Here is a 15,204-nt window from a genome sequence, read left to right on the forward strand (position 1 = left end):
GAGTCAGGGTGCCATCTCGCACTTGATACCTGCTACCCCGCGCTCTAGTATTCTTGGGCTGCCTGGTTGCGATCGCGGTTATTACCGAGTCCCTCCGCTAATAAAGGGGTATCAACTTAAGCCGGGACAGGTTGTCTGTACGGCGTTGCATAATTGAAAGATGAATTAGGGGAATCTGCGATGCAATGTCCGGAGTGTGGAGCCACTCATATCCGTAAAAATGGCAAGAGGAAAGATAAGCAAAACCACATCTGCGTAGCCTGCGGTCGTCAGTTTATCGATGCTTACGACTCTCACCGAGGGTACTCAGACGAGGTCAGGCGTGAGTGTCTCAAACTGTACACCAACGGTCTCGGATTTCGAGCCATTGAGCGGGTCAAAGGGGTGCATCATACGACGGTGATCCTTTGGGTGAAGCAAGTCGGCAAACAACTCCCCGACGCATACGACCCTGAAACAACGCCAGAGGTCGGCGAACTCGACGAATTGGAAACCTTTGTCGGCCAAAAAAAACAAGATTTGGCTGTGGACAGCCGTTGACCACTTCAAAAAAGGGATTTTGGGCTGGGTACTGGGTGACCATAGTGCTGAAACCTTTGCCCCACTCTGGTCCATCGTTGCGGCCTGGAACTGCTATTTCTATGTCACCAATGGCTGGTCAGTGTATCCCGGCTTCATTCCAGAAGGCGATCAGATTGTCTCCAAAACCTACATGACTCGGGTCGTTCGCGCAGCGTCTCCCCTTGGGAGAAGGCGAAAACACTCGGTTACGCCACTATCTAGCTCGACTGCACCGCAAAACACTGTGCTATTCCAAGTCCGTAGAAATGCTGGCTCACTCTGTTCGATTATTACTTCACTACCTCAAGTTCGATGATGTTCCAGTCCCTGTCAGGTTCATCCCTTAATTCAGCAACGCCTTATTTTCTATGGCATCTACATCCTGCGACGGGCGGATCTCAAGCAGCATAACGAGCGTTTCATCGACGGGGATTTGATCGGGCAGCTTTAGGTAATCTTCAACCGCTACCCGCTCGCCTTCGTTGCTGGGGTCACAGACCTGGGTGAAGTCTGTGGCTTTGCCAACGGTAGGAGGTGTGCTGCCACAGCCACTCGCCAGGGCAAACAAAACTATGGAATAGGTGAAGTGTTTTCGGGTCATAGTGTCTCCTTGAAATATCTATCAGTGATGATCTGAACACCGGCCCCAGCAAATCCAACCCCAAAGAGGACGCCAGATAGGACGAATAGAGCACTCAAATTTGGTATAAAGTAGCCCATAAACCCGAGAATTGTAGACAGCAGCCAGCAAACCGAAATCCATTTAGGTAACTGACCCGCCCGCCAAGTACCCACGGCAAACGCGCTGAGGCCGATGGTAAACATTGAAGCCCCAAGCGGGTACAGCGCAATGCCTGCCATTTCGCCAGTTCGAATTAGCATGAGGCCGATTACGGCTAGAAGGAACCCAAAAGATCCCCAGGCTCCCGATTTTTGATGCTGAAATCCATACAGGCTCAGGAGGCCAAATAGGATAAAAATATCGATTAGAAGGTAAAGGGGCGCGATCGCGTTATCCAGCAGGGTAGTCGGCAAAAATGAGGTCACGCCGCGCAGAATGCCCGCCATAATCGCCGCCAGACTCCCCAGTCGAATTAGCTCAACGCTAGACATTTCCTTGGTCTCCGGTAGCCATACTATTGCTTCCCTTCAAACTCGTAATAGCAGTCAGCTTTGAAGGTCACGGTAATATCATCCTGGCCCAGGATAATCCACTCACCAACATGGCGAAATCGTTTGATTCCGTGGTCCGTAATGCGACCCAGAGAGGTGTTTAAGAAAAGATTTAGGGTTCCATCGACTCCATCATTTAATACTGTGTCTCGATTAAAAAAATGAACGCTGATTGTCATTGCCGGTACCCCCGCGAGCAGAGCCGTTACCAATGTCAATGAAATCGTTGTCGTCGCCACCATAGACTACATCGAATCCGTAATAGCTATAAATTCTGTCGTTACCAGCGCCGCCATGAATGGTGTCGTTTTTTTGGTCAATTTCGCCACCACCGCTGATGACGAAATCATAGATGTAATCATTACCGTTGCCGCCATCAAGGAGGTCTGCGCCGTAACTCCCATATAAAGAGCTGTCGCCAGCGCCGCCATTGAGAGAATCGTTGCCCTTGACACAGTCTATTATGTCGTTACCAAAATTGGGATCCAGAACGTCATTGCCATCGTTGCCATAGAGAGTGTCGTTGCCATTCCCAAAGCGTTGGAAGTCGCTGTATATGGAACCCTCACCTCTGATGGCTTCGTTTCCGCTGTAGGAGAAAGTGCTCTTCTTTGTGATGTCATAATAGGCGTCCGTGTCAGTTGTAATCGATGGTGATTGATGAATGCTTTAGAACCATGAGAAGCGGAAATGACTTGGTTGACCTTACATTTAGGCCGCCATCGAGCCGCCATCAAATTTGGATAAGACTACGTTTTGGCTGGGTTTCGGACGATAAAATTGACGCTGGTAAGCATTCCCTCGATAGCATAGAATCACCGTTTCTAAAACCGATTCGATCGCTGCAGGTGTTGCGAGAGGAAGGATATATTCATATGAGTTACCTCGGTAGGTAAGTTTGATTTTTAGTTGATTAGAAGCAGCAGTCTGCATTGGGATGGTCGTTTCGTAAGAATTGCCTCGATAGGTAAGTCTCATGAGTCAGTCTCCTATTGAATTAGTTAGATGTTGCTCTACCGGATGTCTTTTTTGAATCAAAATTTCTGATTAATGCTTGTCATTCTCGTGAAAACGGTAGGCTATGGGAAGCAACACACTCTTGGATGGATTCCCATGTAGGCGGGAATGACAGTCAAAGGCAGGGAATCACTATTTCTTTAACCACAATTGGTCTCCTTGTAAGCGCATTCTGGGTTTGGCACTCTGCCAAAACTTTTGGCCGCTGAGACAGCGCAGTGCCCCAGAAACCAACTATGCTTGAGGCCGCCCGCAACGTCCAGGACAGTTGGCCAGTTAAGTTGGCCACTTAACTCTGGCCTGAGAGCAACATCACAATCGAAGCACCATTGTTCGAGAGCACCATTCCCGGTTTGCCTTCCAGCCGAAGATTGAGCATCCGCTCACAGGACACATAAACCTTGGTAATGGATGGGATGGATGGCGACCCCAATCGCCAGGTCGATCAGCGCCCTTAGCCAGCTGCGATCGCCCCTAATGCCTGCAAAGTTGCTTTTTGCGCTGCCGTGATTCCCGTGACCTCGGTAATGTTCATGCCTTCGTAGGGTCGGTCAGTTCTGAGGGTTTTCAGGCATTCGCCCGTGTTGATATTCCATAGCCGGATCGTTTCATCGGTGCTGCCGCTGGCCAGTAGTTGATTGAAGGGTGATTCTTCAGCGTCATCGGTTGCAATCTGATCGTCGGCAGGGCTAAAGGCAATGGACCGCACCCAGCCCGTATGGCCAGGCATGGTTCGCAATACTTGGCCGGTTTCGATATCCCAAAGCTTAATAGTCTGATCATAGCTACCGGTGGCTAAATACTGACCAGTTGCGTCAAAGGCAATGGAGGAAACCGAGCTATTGTGCTCTTTGAGAATAGCTAGGGTTTCCCCGGTAGTAATATCCCAAAGTCGGACGGTTTTATCTTCACTGCCACTGGCCAGAACCAGCCCCATTGAATGCGGCTGTGGCATAAAAGCTAGGGACCAAATCCAGCTGGTGTGGCCCGCTAAAATCGCTAATAGTTTGCCCGTCGCAACATCCCAGAGCCGGATAGTGGCATCATCGCTACCGCTGGCCAGAATTTGCTGATGGAGACTGCCTGCAAAGTGCTGGGGCGCAAAGGCCACCGTCATCACGTCCCCTTGATGTCCTTCTAGGGCATGGAGCAGTTGACCGGTCGCGGCATCCCAAAGGCAAACGAGGTCATCTTCGCCGCTGCTGGCCACCAGATGACCACAGGGGCTAAAAGCTACAGCGCGCACTCGGTCGGTGTGTCGGTCTAAATGGTGCAGCCGTTGACCGGTGGCGACATCCCAAAGGCACAGGGTATGGTCATGGCTACCGGTGACCAATCGCTGCCCGGTGGGGCTCTGACCCGCTGAACGGTTGGCCCCTGTCCGGGGGTCGTAGGCCAAGCCTCGAACCCAATCGGTATGCCCAGAGAGGGTTTGAGAGATTTTCCCGGTTGCCACATCCCAGATCCGTACCCGGTGGTCGTGTCCACCGCTAGCTAGGGTAAATCTGGCACTAGGCGAGACCCCTGGGGCAAAGGCAACGCTCTGTACACCACAGGTATGCCCCCGCAAAACCTTGATCATTTGCCCGGTGGCGGCATCCCAGAGCCGCACGGTTTGGTCGTAGCTACCGCTGGCTAGGGTTTGATCATCGGGGCTAAAGGCAATGGAGGTAACGGGTTTGCTGTGCCCTGATAGGACTCTTAATAGCTGACCGGTTTCACTATGCCACAGCCGAATGGTTTGATCCTCACTGCTACTGGCCAGGACACAGCTCGATTGCTCGGTTCGGATGGTTGATTTTTGGGTTAGCGGGTCTGGCAGAGGTCGAGATGCAAAGGCAACGGCCAGCACTCGACCACTGTGGCTGAGGCTGTTTAACAAATGCCCGGTGGGCATACTCCAAAGCCGAATGGTGTAATCGTGGCTGCCACTGGACAGGATCTGACCATCGGGGCTAAAGGCCACTGAACTCACCGCCTGCTGATGCCCTTCTAAAACAGCCAGGCATTCGCCGGTACTTACAGCCCATAACCGGATGGTTTGGTCTTCGCTACCGCTGGCTAACCACTGGCCGTCAGGGCTGAAGCAGATGCAGCAGACTCGACTTCTATGCCCCTGTAGCGTAGCTAAGAGTTTACCAGTCGCGGACTCCCAGAGGCGCAGGGTGCGATCGTCACTACAACTGGCCAGGAGAGTGCCATCGGGGCTAAAAGTAACCGCCCAAACCCAGTCGGTATGGGCTTGCAGAACGTGAGAACAGGCCCCCGTCAAACGGTTCCACAGGCGAATCGTTTGATCTTCGCTACAGCTGGCCAGGGTTTTACTGTCTGGGCTAAAGGCCACCGACCAAACCCAGTTACCATGCCCTTTTAGCGTCAATAGGGGCTGTCCTGTGGGGAGATCCCAGAGATAAATTTGACCGTTTGTGTCGGCGGTGGCCAAGCATTGGCCATCGGGGCTAAAGGCAACAGAGAGCGCGCTTTCAAGCGTTTGGGTAAAAATAGTTTTGCTCAAATCGGCGTTTTGAAAATTGACTTGGCGTAGATGAATCTGTTGCAGATAGCCGTGCCAAATTTTTAAACCAGAAAAGTCATAGCCGGTTAGATCAAGGTTGAGATGGCAGCAGAGATTGATCAGGTTTCCTCCGCCGTAATTAGTGGCGGGACGATGCAGGAATTGCAGAAGTTGCAGGATTTCTCTCAGGTGAGCTTCTAATGTCTGGGGAGAGTTGAGTTCGGCCTGCAGCCGCCCACTAATGACCCCTAATATCAATCGTGCTTGACTGACTCGAATATAGGCTTTGACCGTTGTCTTAATCAGCGCAACTTCGTTAAATAGGGTTAACTGTTTTGTCAGTAATTCCGCAACAATTTCGTTAACTAAGCGATTAGTTACATATTCCATGACTACGGGCTGCTGGGTGTAGTATCCCGACTTACGCTCAATTAGCGATCGCCCGCTCAAGGATTCGAGGGCTGTGAGCAAACTCGCCCGCGATACCGTCGGCATGATATCGTCTTCCAGTTCGGCAATCGTTGTCCAGTCTCGGTTAATCGCCAGCCAGTACAGGATGATTTTCTCCAGGTCGGATAAGCGCTCAAACTGCTGGTCGAGCAGGCGGCGGAGCCCGTTAAACACCAGGGTATCTTGCTGGAGAAATAGCCCAATGTCACCGTCAAATAAATCGCGAATTGAGGTGGCGACAATCTTTAGCGCCAGCGGATTGCACCGATAGCGATCGCCCAACTCCTGTTTCTGTAGCTCTGAGCCCCCTAATTTCATCGCCTCAATTAACGCGGCTGATGTTTCTGGGGAGCCCATTAGGGGAAATACCCGCGTTGCCAGTTCTGCGCCCTCAAATCGAGCAATTTCGGCGGGTTTCTCACGACTGGTTAATATCAAACAGCTCTGATGCCGGGTTTCGGCCACGACGCGCAGCAGCTCAGCGTAGGCTTCGTAGCCGGGGCGATACTGCCCCGCCTGCTCACCGGCCTCTAGCAGCGTCTCCAGGTTGTCTAGCACAATCAGACAGCGATGATTGCGCAGGCAAGTAAGTAAGCTGCCCAAAGTCGCTTTAAGATCCTGCTGCCCCGAGAGGAATGGCACCAATTCGGCCAGCAGGGTGTCTAGGGGTGGGGCGTTGCGCAGCGATCGCCAGATCACGTAGCTAAACTGATCCTGCACCTGTTCGGCGAGCTTAACCGACAGCGCCGTTTTGCCAATGCCGCCGATGCCTAGCAGGCAGACCAAGCGGCAGTAGTCTGGCCCGATCCACTGGCTGAGGGTGGTGAGTTCTGACCTGCGTCCGTAGAATAACGAGACATCCAGCGCCTCTCCCCAGTCTTGGGCGATGGCCTGTACGGACCGAGGCTCGGCTGCTGTTGCCTCTGGCTGGGTGTAATCCTGCTCGGTAAGGCAGAGGTGGAAGGTGCGAAAGAGGCTTTCTAAGGATTGGCGGTCAACGGCGGTAGTACCATTGCGTATCCGCCCTAAAGAGCGGACGCTGAGCCCAGTTAGATCGCTCAGCTGCTCTAAGGTGTAGGCATGTCCGCCATTTTTAGCGATCGCCAACTGCTCTTGAGCCTCGTGCAGCCGCTGCAACCCCCAGGCAGAGAGAGCGACACTTCGGCGTTTGCGCTTTTGCGTAGATTTAGCCATTCCCTATCACGCTGCTTCGCGTCAGAGCGCACCTCTTTAATTCCCAAGTGTAATTTAAGAGTGATAGAACCTGTGATCATCCCTATTCAATTCGCTAAACTAATTCCTCGCCTCTCCAATATTTTCTCAATGTGAAATATTAACATCAGAGAAACAGTACCCTTGAGAGTACTATTCGACTACTGTACGGCAAGGCATAATAAAAACGCCGCCGCTTTTTAATTAAGAATTGTAGCGATCGCTCGACTCAGGTAAAAGATGCCGACTTTAGACGTATCCCGAGATTCTCCAGCACTGCGGCGAAATACCTTGCGCCTGCCTCAGCTAATTGTGATGGCCGTTGCCGCCATGGCTCCGGTGGGCTGTATTCTTTTTAACACGATTCCGCAGGCTGGGCTGGTCGGTGCAGCAATGCCGCTCTGCTACGTAATTGGATTTGGCGTAATTCTGTTGATTGCGCCTCAAATTGGCGAAATGGCGATGGAGTTTCCGGCCAGCGGATCATGCTATACGTTTGTAGCTCAAGGCCTGGGGGCGAGTTGGGGCTTTATGGCGGGATGGTTGGGCTTAGTCTTTTATGGCATCTCAATCCCATTCATCATAGTGTTAGTTAGCACAAATATTCAGGACTTGGTGCAGCGGTTGGGACTGCAAATTGATTGGACGCTCTGGTACGTTCTTGTGACTGTAATCGTTGGGAGAATATGTTACCGTGGCGCTCTTTTCTCTTTGCAAACGGACTTTGTATTTCTAATTTTTGAACTGGGGGTTTGCCTAGTCTTAGCGTTCGTAGTCTTGCTCCAGCTTGGGCAGGCCGGGCAACTGACGCTTACTCCCCTGACCTTGGGAGGGCTGCCGCAGCATAGCAACCCGTTTCTGGGCACCATTTTAGCCATTCTTGGTTTCTTAGGGTTTGAGTCGGTCACGACGCTGAGTGAGGAAGCTAAGAAACCGCGTCAGACAATTCCCCAGGCCATGTTTGTGGCGCTAATGCTGGTGGGAGCATTCTATTTGCTGATGTCCTATGTGGCGGTGCTGGGGTATGGAATAGAAAATATGACGGCATTTGCTCAAGATGCCGCTCCGTTTGACGCCATCGCTCGGCGATTTTTGGGCAATGGGTTTGCGCTGCTGATCGATCTGGCTGCGATTATGGCGGGCTATGCGGGTACGGTTGCCTTTACCAACGGTGCCGCCAGACTTCTCTATGCGATTAGCCGAGAAGGTCTGCTGCCCGAGTGGTTGAGTCGGATTCATCCGGTACATCACACACCAGCGAACGCGATTTTGGGATTACAGGCAATGGCTTTGGTGATAGGACTGGGATTGGGACATGTCTGGACGCCCATCCAGGCCATCGGCTTTTTTGGCACGCTGCTAACCCTGGCTGTGCTGCTGATCTATGCCCTGGTTAGCTTGGCTTGCTTTCGATACTTTAAAGTGAAACGTCCCGATCGCTGGCATGGATTCAGGCATGGTCTATTGCCGGCATGCTCAGTCCTGGCCATTGGGGTGGTCATAGCTGGAACCCTGTATCCTCTGCCGCCGGTGCCCCATCGATTTGCGCCTGTGGCGATTGGCATTTGGCTGCTAGTAGGCGTTGGAATACTGCGGTTTTTGCAGGTTTACCGCCCTAAGGAACTGCGTCAAGCCGGACGGCAATTTTTGGCCAATGGAACAGAGGCTAATTACTAAGATGCCTAGTAGACTGCGGCACAAGTGTGACGACTACTGTCAATCGCGAGGGAGCAGGGGAGCTAGGGAGCTGGTTGACTGACAAAACCCTTGAAACCCTTATGCCGTCGTAGGTTGGGTTGAGCTGGCGAAACCCAACAAAACCCTTACTGATGTTGGGTTTCGCTTCGCTCAACACCAACCTACATCAGAACTTTTGTCAGTCAATCAGGCTAGGGAGCCAAGCGAGCTGAAATAGTCGGCATAGTTCAGCCTTCGAGTACTAGACCCCAACTTATAATTATCCTGAACTGAGGTTAGGTCGGCCAACGATCGCCCCTAGCGTCTGTAAGGTTGCGGTTTGGGCTTCTGTCATGCCGGTCACTCCGGTAATATTCATACCTTCATAGGGACGATTGGCTGTGAGGGTTTTAAGGCAGCTACCCGTATTGATATCCCACAGTTTGATGGTTTCATCAACACCACCGCTAGCCAGAATCCAGCCGCGATTTTCGGCTCCATGCTGTGCCACCGGACACCAGGCCACCGACCAAACCTGGTTCGTATGCCCCTCTAGAACGTTCAAACAGTCTCCCGTGCGGACATCCCAGAGCTGAACAGTTTGACCGTCAGAGCCACTGGCAAGGATCTGACTATCGGGACTCCAGGCTACCGCTCTGACCATATTGTGATGCCCCTTTAAAGCATTCAGGCATTCGCCCGTGCGGGCATCCCAGAGCCGAATGGTTTGATCGGAGGAAGCACTGGCCAGCAGTTGACCATCAGGACTCCAGGCCACGGCTTCAACCCAGTAGGTATGTCCCTGCAGCACCTGTAAGCATTTGCCCGTGCGGCTATCCCAAAGCCGAATAGTTTGGTCGTAGGACGCGCTAGCCAGCGTGTTGCCATCGGGACTCCAGGCTAATCCCCAAATCCAATTGTGATGCCCCTGCAAAATTCTTATGCAGTTTCCTTGTTTGACATCCCATACACGAATGCTCAGATCGCCCGACCCGCTCGCCAGAAATTGGCTGTCAGGGCTCCAGGCCACAGCCCAGACCCAGGCGGTATGTCCTTGCAAGGTTTTTAGGCATTCGCCACTGTCGGGATGCCAGAGCCGTATGGTGCGGTCGTCTGAGCCGCTAGCCAAGGTGTCGCCATCGGGGCTCCAGGCCAACCCCCAAACCCAACAGCTATGCCCCTGCAATCTTTTCAAACATTTCCCCGTATCAGGCTCCCACAGCCGAATACTATGATCGGCACTGCTGCTAGCCAACCTCTGACCAGCGGGACTCCAGACGACGGCCAGCACCGAATTACTGTAGCCCTGCAACGTTTTGAGCTGACGGCAATCCTGTGGCAGCGGGGCCAATTGGCTGCTCTGCATCTCCCAGAGCCGCACGGTTTGATCATGGGAACCGCTGGCGAGGATCTTGCCATCTGCACTCCAGTCTAAGGCCCAGACTGTAGCGCCATGTCCCTGTAGAGTTTTGAGGCAGCGATCGCTGTCAATATCCCAAATCGTAATGTTGCCATCTTCTCCAGCGCTAGCCAGTATCCCGCCATCGGGGTTCCAGGCAATTGAGAAGATGTCGGAGTGATTGCTTTGCAGCGTTTTGAGGCATTCACCTCTATTCACATCCCAGATCTTGACGCTGTGATCTTCACTGCCGCTGGCCAGCCGTTTTCCGTCAGGACTCCAGACCAGCGACCAAATCCCATTCGTGTGCCCAGATAAGACCTTGAGACAGTCGCCCTGCCGATCCCAGAGTCGAATCGTTTGATCAAAGGAGGCGCTAGCCAGGATTTGACCGTCTGGGCTCCAGGCGATCGCCATGACCCAGTTCGCATGTCCCCGTAAAATCTGGCCGCAGGTGTGGGCATGGGCATCCCAGATCCGAATCTCGTGGTCGTCTCCACCGCTCGCCAGAAACTGGCCTTCGGGGTGCCATGCCAGGGCTCTAATCGTCCCCTGATGTCCCTGCATGATGCCAGAGCAGCGTTCTGTATCGGTATTCCACAGTCTAATGCTGTGGTCTTCCCCTCCACTGGCCAGCCCGCGACCGGCTGGACTCCAGGCTACCGCCCAAATCAACCCCGTATGCCCTCTCAGCATCCCTCTGGATTGCCCATCTGAAACTTGCCACAGGCAGATCACATTATTGCTGTCTCCAGTGGCCAAAAGCCGACTGTCGGGGCTAAATGCCAGGGCCAAAATGCTGCCAAACGGCTGAGTAAAGCTGGATTTTGACAGATCAGCATGGGAAAAATCGACCCCATGGAGGTTCACCTCCTGAAGATCGGCCTGCCAAATGCTGAGATATGAGAAGTCGTAGCCGCTCAGGTCTACCTGGAGATAGCGCAATAGATTGAATAAATTGCCACCTGTATAGCCAGCTTGATTTGGATACTCGGTTTGCAGGCGATATAAAATCTGATTCAGCTGGTAAACAATGTCTTTTTGAGATCCCAGTTGGTTGATCAATCTGGCGGCCAGCGGCGCAACAATGACCCGAACCTGGCTGTCGCGGATGTAGTCTTTGCTCTGGACTTTGACCAGCGCATGATTTTGTAGCAGAGCAGCAGGCGATCGCGGCGCGAGCGGCGAGCGATTGATAATCTCATCGCAGACCCGATCGATGAGCTGTTCGGTGATGTATTCCATCACCACGGGCTGCTGGGTATAGCGCCCAGCCTTGCGCTCAATTAGCGATCGCCCGTTCAGCGACTCTAGCGCCTCTAGTAACCTCGCCCGCGGCACCGCCGTAACGATGTCGTCCTCCAGTTCAGCAATCGCCGTCCAGTCTCGGTTAATGGCTAGCCAATACAGGATGGTTTGTTCCAGATCAGATAGGCGCTCAAACTGCTGGTCGAGCAGGCGGCGGAGTCCGTTGAAGACCAGGGTATCTTGCTGGAGAAACAGCCCAATCTCGCCGTCAAATAAATCGCGAATCGAGGTGGCGACAATCTTGAGCGCCAGCGGATTCCATCGGTAGCGATCGCCCAACTCCTGCTTCTGCGATGCTGAACCGGTTAGCCCCGTGGCACCCATTAGGGCCTGGGCCGCTTCGGGAGAGCCGTCCAGCGAGAGGGTTTGTACGATCAACTCACCCGCTTCTGGTTGACTGCATTTTTCTCGACTGGTCAGCACCAGGCAGCTCTGATGCCGGGTTTCGGCCACGATGCGCAGCAGCTCAGCGTAGGCTTCGTAGCCGGGGCGATACTGCCCCGCCTGCTCACCAGTCTCGAGCAGCGTCTCCAGGTTGTCTAACACAATCAGACAGCGATGATTGCGCAGGCACTCCAGTAAGCTGCTCAGCGTAGCGCTAAGAGTCTGTTGCCCGGAGAGAAACGGCACCAGTTCAGCCAGCAGTGTGTCTAAGAATGGGGCGTTGCGCAGCGATCGCCAGATCACGTAGCTAAACTGATCCTGCACCTGTTCGGCGAGCTTGACCGACAGCGCCGTTTTGCCAATGCCGCCAATGCCCAGCAGACAGACCAAGCGGCACTGATCCTGGAGCACCCACTGGGTGAGGGTGGCCAGTTCGGTAGTGCGTCCGTAGAATATCGAAACATCGGGGGCGGTGCCCCAATCTTGGGCGATCGCCGGGGTGGGCTGTAGCGACGGCTTGGTGGCGATCCCAGGCTGAATATAATCCGTTTCGGTTAGGGTCAGGGCAAAAGCGCCAAAGTAGCTCGCGAGAGTTTGGCGATCAATAGCAACTTTGCGACTGTGCAGCCGACTGATGGAGCGAACGCTCAATGCAGTTCGTTCGCTTAATTCTTCCAGGGTGTAGGCATAGCCGCCATTGTCAGCGATCGCAAACTGCTCTTGAGCGGCCTGGAGCCGCTGCCAGCCGTAGGGTGACAGAACTACGCCCCGTTGCCTGGGTTGTTTGGCCGATTTACTCATCGTGTCAATGCCGTCTAGGGGGCCATCCGTTGCAAAAGATATTTCCCTACAAAAAAGAAAACAAAAAAGCCAGCGTTGCCAGTTTGAGTTTGCGGAGATCGTTTAGGTATTACCCATCTGGGTACTTTTTTAGGGGCGTCTTTTTCGGCGGGTTGTACCTCTAAGGATTAGATTCATAAAGCAGCTTGGACATTAGTGTCCCTCAAACAAAGAGGTAGCGCTCAACGGTACAGATCTAAATGCCGTTCAGCTATGCCCCGCACGGGTACTTCTTACCCTTTTAAGCTTATCCCATAACTGGCCAACTGCCTGGGCAAAGCTCGATCCAGAATGTCTGGAAGCTTTGATTGAAAGGCCTTTCGGGCTGTGGTTCTGATATTCCTCTAAAGCCAGCGTTAAGTGGCCAACTTAACTGGCCAACTGTCCTGGACGTTTTTTTCGGTTTAGGACAAGGTTGTTGGATGAGTACAGGGTTATGTTTCCAGCGCTAATCATCGCAAAGCAAAACCCAAACTGACTCAGCCCTCGTCACTTGTTCTAAGGATATTAGCCCCATGCTGCTTAAAGTTAGTTTACACAGGCTCAATGAACATATCAATGTTCTGTTTAAAAATCGGGAAGTTAAAGATTTAGGCCGTGAAGTTATAGATGAAGCGGTAGATCACAACAATCTCGCCAATGCTTTAGCTCTACAGACCTCTCACAAACCCCGGCTAGAAGCTCGCTGGATTAATGAGAATGGAAGATTGGTCTGCAAATGGCTGATTTGCGAAGACTAAGGGTAACTGTCTAAGCCTAGATCATGGTGGAGTCAGGAGTTTTCTAGGAGAGGGGAATAGCCGCCTAGAATAAATATAAACCCTGCATAGGATGGGCAAAGCAACATGTGCTTATCATCTCATCACCAACCTAAATAGTGGTTATGAGAGGAGCCTTTGTCCATCCCATGTTTAATCACAATTGCCTACTTAACTGGCTATCTATCCGGATAAGCCTTAACTAGTAGTAATACTTGAAAGTCCTTCCTAAAAAGCCTTTTGCGCTGTGGTTCTGATATGTCTCTAAAGCCAGCGTTAAGTGGATAACTTGAATGGCCAACTGTCGTGGACATTTTCTGCGGCTTGGGACAAAGTTATTGTAAGGGGTCAGTGTTACGTTATTAGTACATCGCAAAGCAAACTCGAAATGACCCTACACTCATCGCTTCAATCTAAGGGATATCAATCCTCAGACTGCTTAAAGTTAGCCTGCAAAAAATGAACCCAACAATACTTTTTTCCTGAAAAAAATTCTTTTTGAAATCACAGAAGTGCTGTATGAAAACTCAATCTGTTCAAACGCCAAACCAAAATAATATCGCTAGAGTGGCTGCATTTATTTATGGCATCGTTTGTTACGCGATTTTCTTTGTCACCTTCTTGTACGCAGTCGGCTTTATTGGCAATTTTGCAGTGCCAAAATCAATTGATTCTGCCTCTATTATTCCCCTGAGGCAAGCCCTTTTAGTGAACGTTGGACTACTGGGGTTTTTCGGTCTTCAGCACAGTTCAATGGCGCGACAGGAATTCAAGGCATGGTGGACTAGATTTGTTCCTACGTCGATTGAGCGCAGCACCTATGTCTTGTTCTCTAGTCTTTGTCTAGTTATGCTGTTTTACTTCTGGCAGCCATTGGGAATCACCATTTGGAATGTGGAAAATCCAATTGTTCGTAATCTCTTTTACGCTTGCTTTGGGTTTGGCTGGCTGCTCGTACTATTATCCACTTTTCTGATCCATCATTTTGACCTTTTTGGCTTGCGTCAGGTCTATCTCTACTTGCAGGGTAAGGATTACACTGCGCTCAAATTTTCTACTCCTGTTCTTTACAATCATGTTCGTCATCCTCTGTACGTGGGCTGGCTCCTTGCATTCTGGTCAACTCCTACCATGACAGTTGCCCATCTTGTATTCGCCATTGTCACAACCACGTATATCTTGGTTGCTATTCAGCTAGAGGAACGGGATTTAATCAGCTTTCATGGAGAAGCCTATCTTGATTATCGTCGGCGTGTGCCGATGCTAATTCCATTTAGCCGCCGCCGAACAGACTAGGTTTCATTTCATTCAAATTTACATTAAGGAGATGATCGTGAGCAACCAAGAATCTTACAAAGGTAGCTGCTTCTGCGGCGCGGTTCAATTTACGGTTAGCGGTGAGCCAACTGGAATGGGTTATTGCCACTGTGAGTCTTGCCGAAGCTGGTCAGCAGGGCCTGTCAATGCCTTTACCTTGTGGAGCCCGGAAGCGGTGCAGATCACGCAGGGAGCAGAAAATATCGGCACTTATAACAAAACGCCGCAGAGCTATCGCAAATGGTGCAAAACCTGCGGCGGCCACATCTTCACTGAGCATCCCGACATGGGACTAACTGACGTATATGCGGCGGTGATTTCAGATTTACCCTACCAAGCTAGCGTTCATGTTAACTATCAGGAGACAAGGCTGCGAATGCAGGACGGACTGCCAAAAATGAAGGATCTGCCGGAAGAAATGGGTGGATCGGGCATCAGCGTTGCAGAGTAACCGATTGATTTCCCCAAGCTGTGCTCCGCCACACGTCTCATCGAGGCACCTGGAGATTTACGCCTTCAGTTCACAAATTAGGAGATTAGTTCGTATTTCGTATGGTTATGACCCATCGCTGCATTTCTTATGTTGCCAGTTC

Annotated in this window: 11 protein-coding genes and 1 pseudogene; 5 read left to right on the plus strand and 7 right to left on the minus strand. The window is 51.8% G+C overall.

What is annotated here, in order from left to right; translation table 11 throughout:
- Positions 1–180 precede the first annotated feature (180 nt).
- A pseudogene (locus tag LEPTO7104_RS38905) lies at positions 181–908 on the plus strand (IS1 family transposase).
- Here LEPTO7104_RS38905 and LEPTO7104_RS0128730 read toward each other — a convergent pair.
- From LEPTO7104_RS0128730 to LEPTO7104_RS0128750, 6 genes are all read right to left on the minus strand, one after another.
- Positions 905–1,162: a hypothetical protein gene (locus LEPTO7104_RS0128730; protein WP_017302032.1), complete on the minus strand. Its 258-nt coding sequence runs from the start codon at positions 1,160–1,162 to the stop codon at positions 905–907. The pseudogene LEPTO7104_RS38905 and the gene LEPTO7104_RS0128730 sit on opposite strands and share 4 nt — an antisense overlap.
- Positions 1,159–1,629, minus strand: coding sequence for a hypothetical protein (locus tag LEPTO7104_RS0128735; protein ID WP_225887116.1), 471 nt, complete (start codon positions 1,627–1,629; stop codon positions 1,159–1,161). The genes LEPTO7104_RS0128730 and LEPTO7104_RS0128735 overlap by 4 nt, the downstream gene beginning before the upstream one ends.
- Positions 1,630–1,697: 68 nt before the next feature.
- Positions 1,698–1,976, minus strand: a complete 279-nt coding sequence (locus tag LEPTO7104_RS41965) for a hypothetical protein (protein WP_026073176.1) — start codon at positions 1,974–1,976, stop codon at positions 1,698–1,700.
- Entirely contained in the window at positions 1,888–2,400 is a 513-nt protein-coding gene (locus LEPTO7104_RS43910; RefSeq protein ID WP_422879861.1) for a calcium-binding protein, read from the minus strand. Before LEPTO7104_RS43910 ends, LEPTO7104_RS41965 begins: the two co-directional genes overlap by 89 nt.
- A 45-nt stretch (positions 2,401–2,445) precedes the next feature.
- Positions 2,446–2,712, minus strand: a complete 267-nt coding sequence (locus tag LEPTO7104_RS38920) for a DUF4278 domain-containing protein (protein ID WP_071527428.1) — start codon at positions 2,710–2,712, stop codon at positions 2,446–2,448.
- A 493-nt stretch (positions 2,713–3,205) separates the two neighbouring features.
- Positions 3,206–6,910, minus strand: coding sequence for a WD40 domain-containing protein (locus LEPTO7104_RS0128750; RefSeq protein WP_026073177.1), 3,705 nt, complete (start codon positions 6,908–6,910; stop codon positions 3,206–3,208).
- A gap of 258 nt (positions 6,911–7,168) precedes the next feature.
- Between LEPTO7104_RS0128750 and LEPTO7104_RS0128755 the strand changes: the two genes are divergently transcribed.
- A complete protein-coding gene (locus LEPTO7104_RS0128755; protein ID WP_083887203.1) occupies positions 7,169–8,605 on the plus strand; it encodes an APC family permease in 1,437 nt (478 codons plus the stop codon).
- Positions 8,606–8,885: 280 nt separating this feature from the next.
- Here the strand turns inward: LEPTO7104_RS0128755 and LEPTO7104_RS0128760 are convergent, their stop codons facing one another.
- Positions 8,886–12,497 carry a WD40 domain-containing protein gene (locus LEPTO7104_RS0128760; RefSeq protein WP_017302038.1) on the minus strand — a complete coding sequence of 1,204 codons (3,612 nt, stop codon included), beginning with the start codon at positions 12,495–12,497 and terminating at the stop codon, positions 8,886–8,888.
- Between the two features lie 554 nt (positions 12,498–13,051).
- Here LEPTO7104_RS0128760 and LEPTO7104_RS40630 point away from each other — a divergent pair.
- From LEPTO7104_RS40630 to LEPTO7104_RS0128770, 3 genes are all read left to right on the plus strand, one after another.
- Positions 13,052–13,276, plus strand: coding sequence for a hypothetical protein (locus LEPTO7104_RS40630; protein ID WP_155523961.1), 225 nt, complete (start codon positions 13,052–13,054; stop codon positions 13,274–13,276).
- A gap of 537 nt (positions 13,277–13,813) precedes the next feature.
- The gene (gene mddA, locus LEPTO7104_RS0128765) at positions 13,814–14,590 is read left to right on the plus strand and encodes a methanethiol S-methyltransferase (RefSeq protein ID WP_017302039.1); all 777 of its coding nucleotides are present in this window, start codon (positions 13,814–13,816) and stop codon (positions 14,588–14,590) included.
- A 31-nt stretch (positions 14,591–14,621) separates the two neighbouring features.
- Positions 14,622–15,062 carry a GFA family protein gene (locus tag LEPTO7104_RS0128770; protein ID WP_422879858.1) on the plus strand — a complete coding sequence of 147 codons (441 nt, stop codon included), beginning with the start codon at positions 14,622–14,624 and terminating at the stop codon, positions 15,060–15,062.
- Positions 15,063–15,204 lie beyond the last annotated feature (142 nt).

It is taken from the genome of Nodosilinea nodulosa PCC 7104, from assembly GCF_000309385.1.
Taxonomy (GTDB): domain Bacteria; phylum Cyanobacteriota; class Cyanobacteriia; order Phormidesmidales; family Phormidesmidaceae; genus Nodosilinea; species Nodosilinea nodulosa.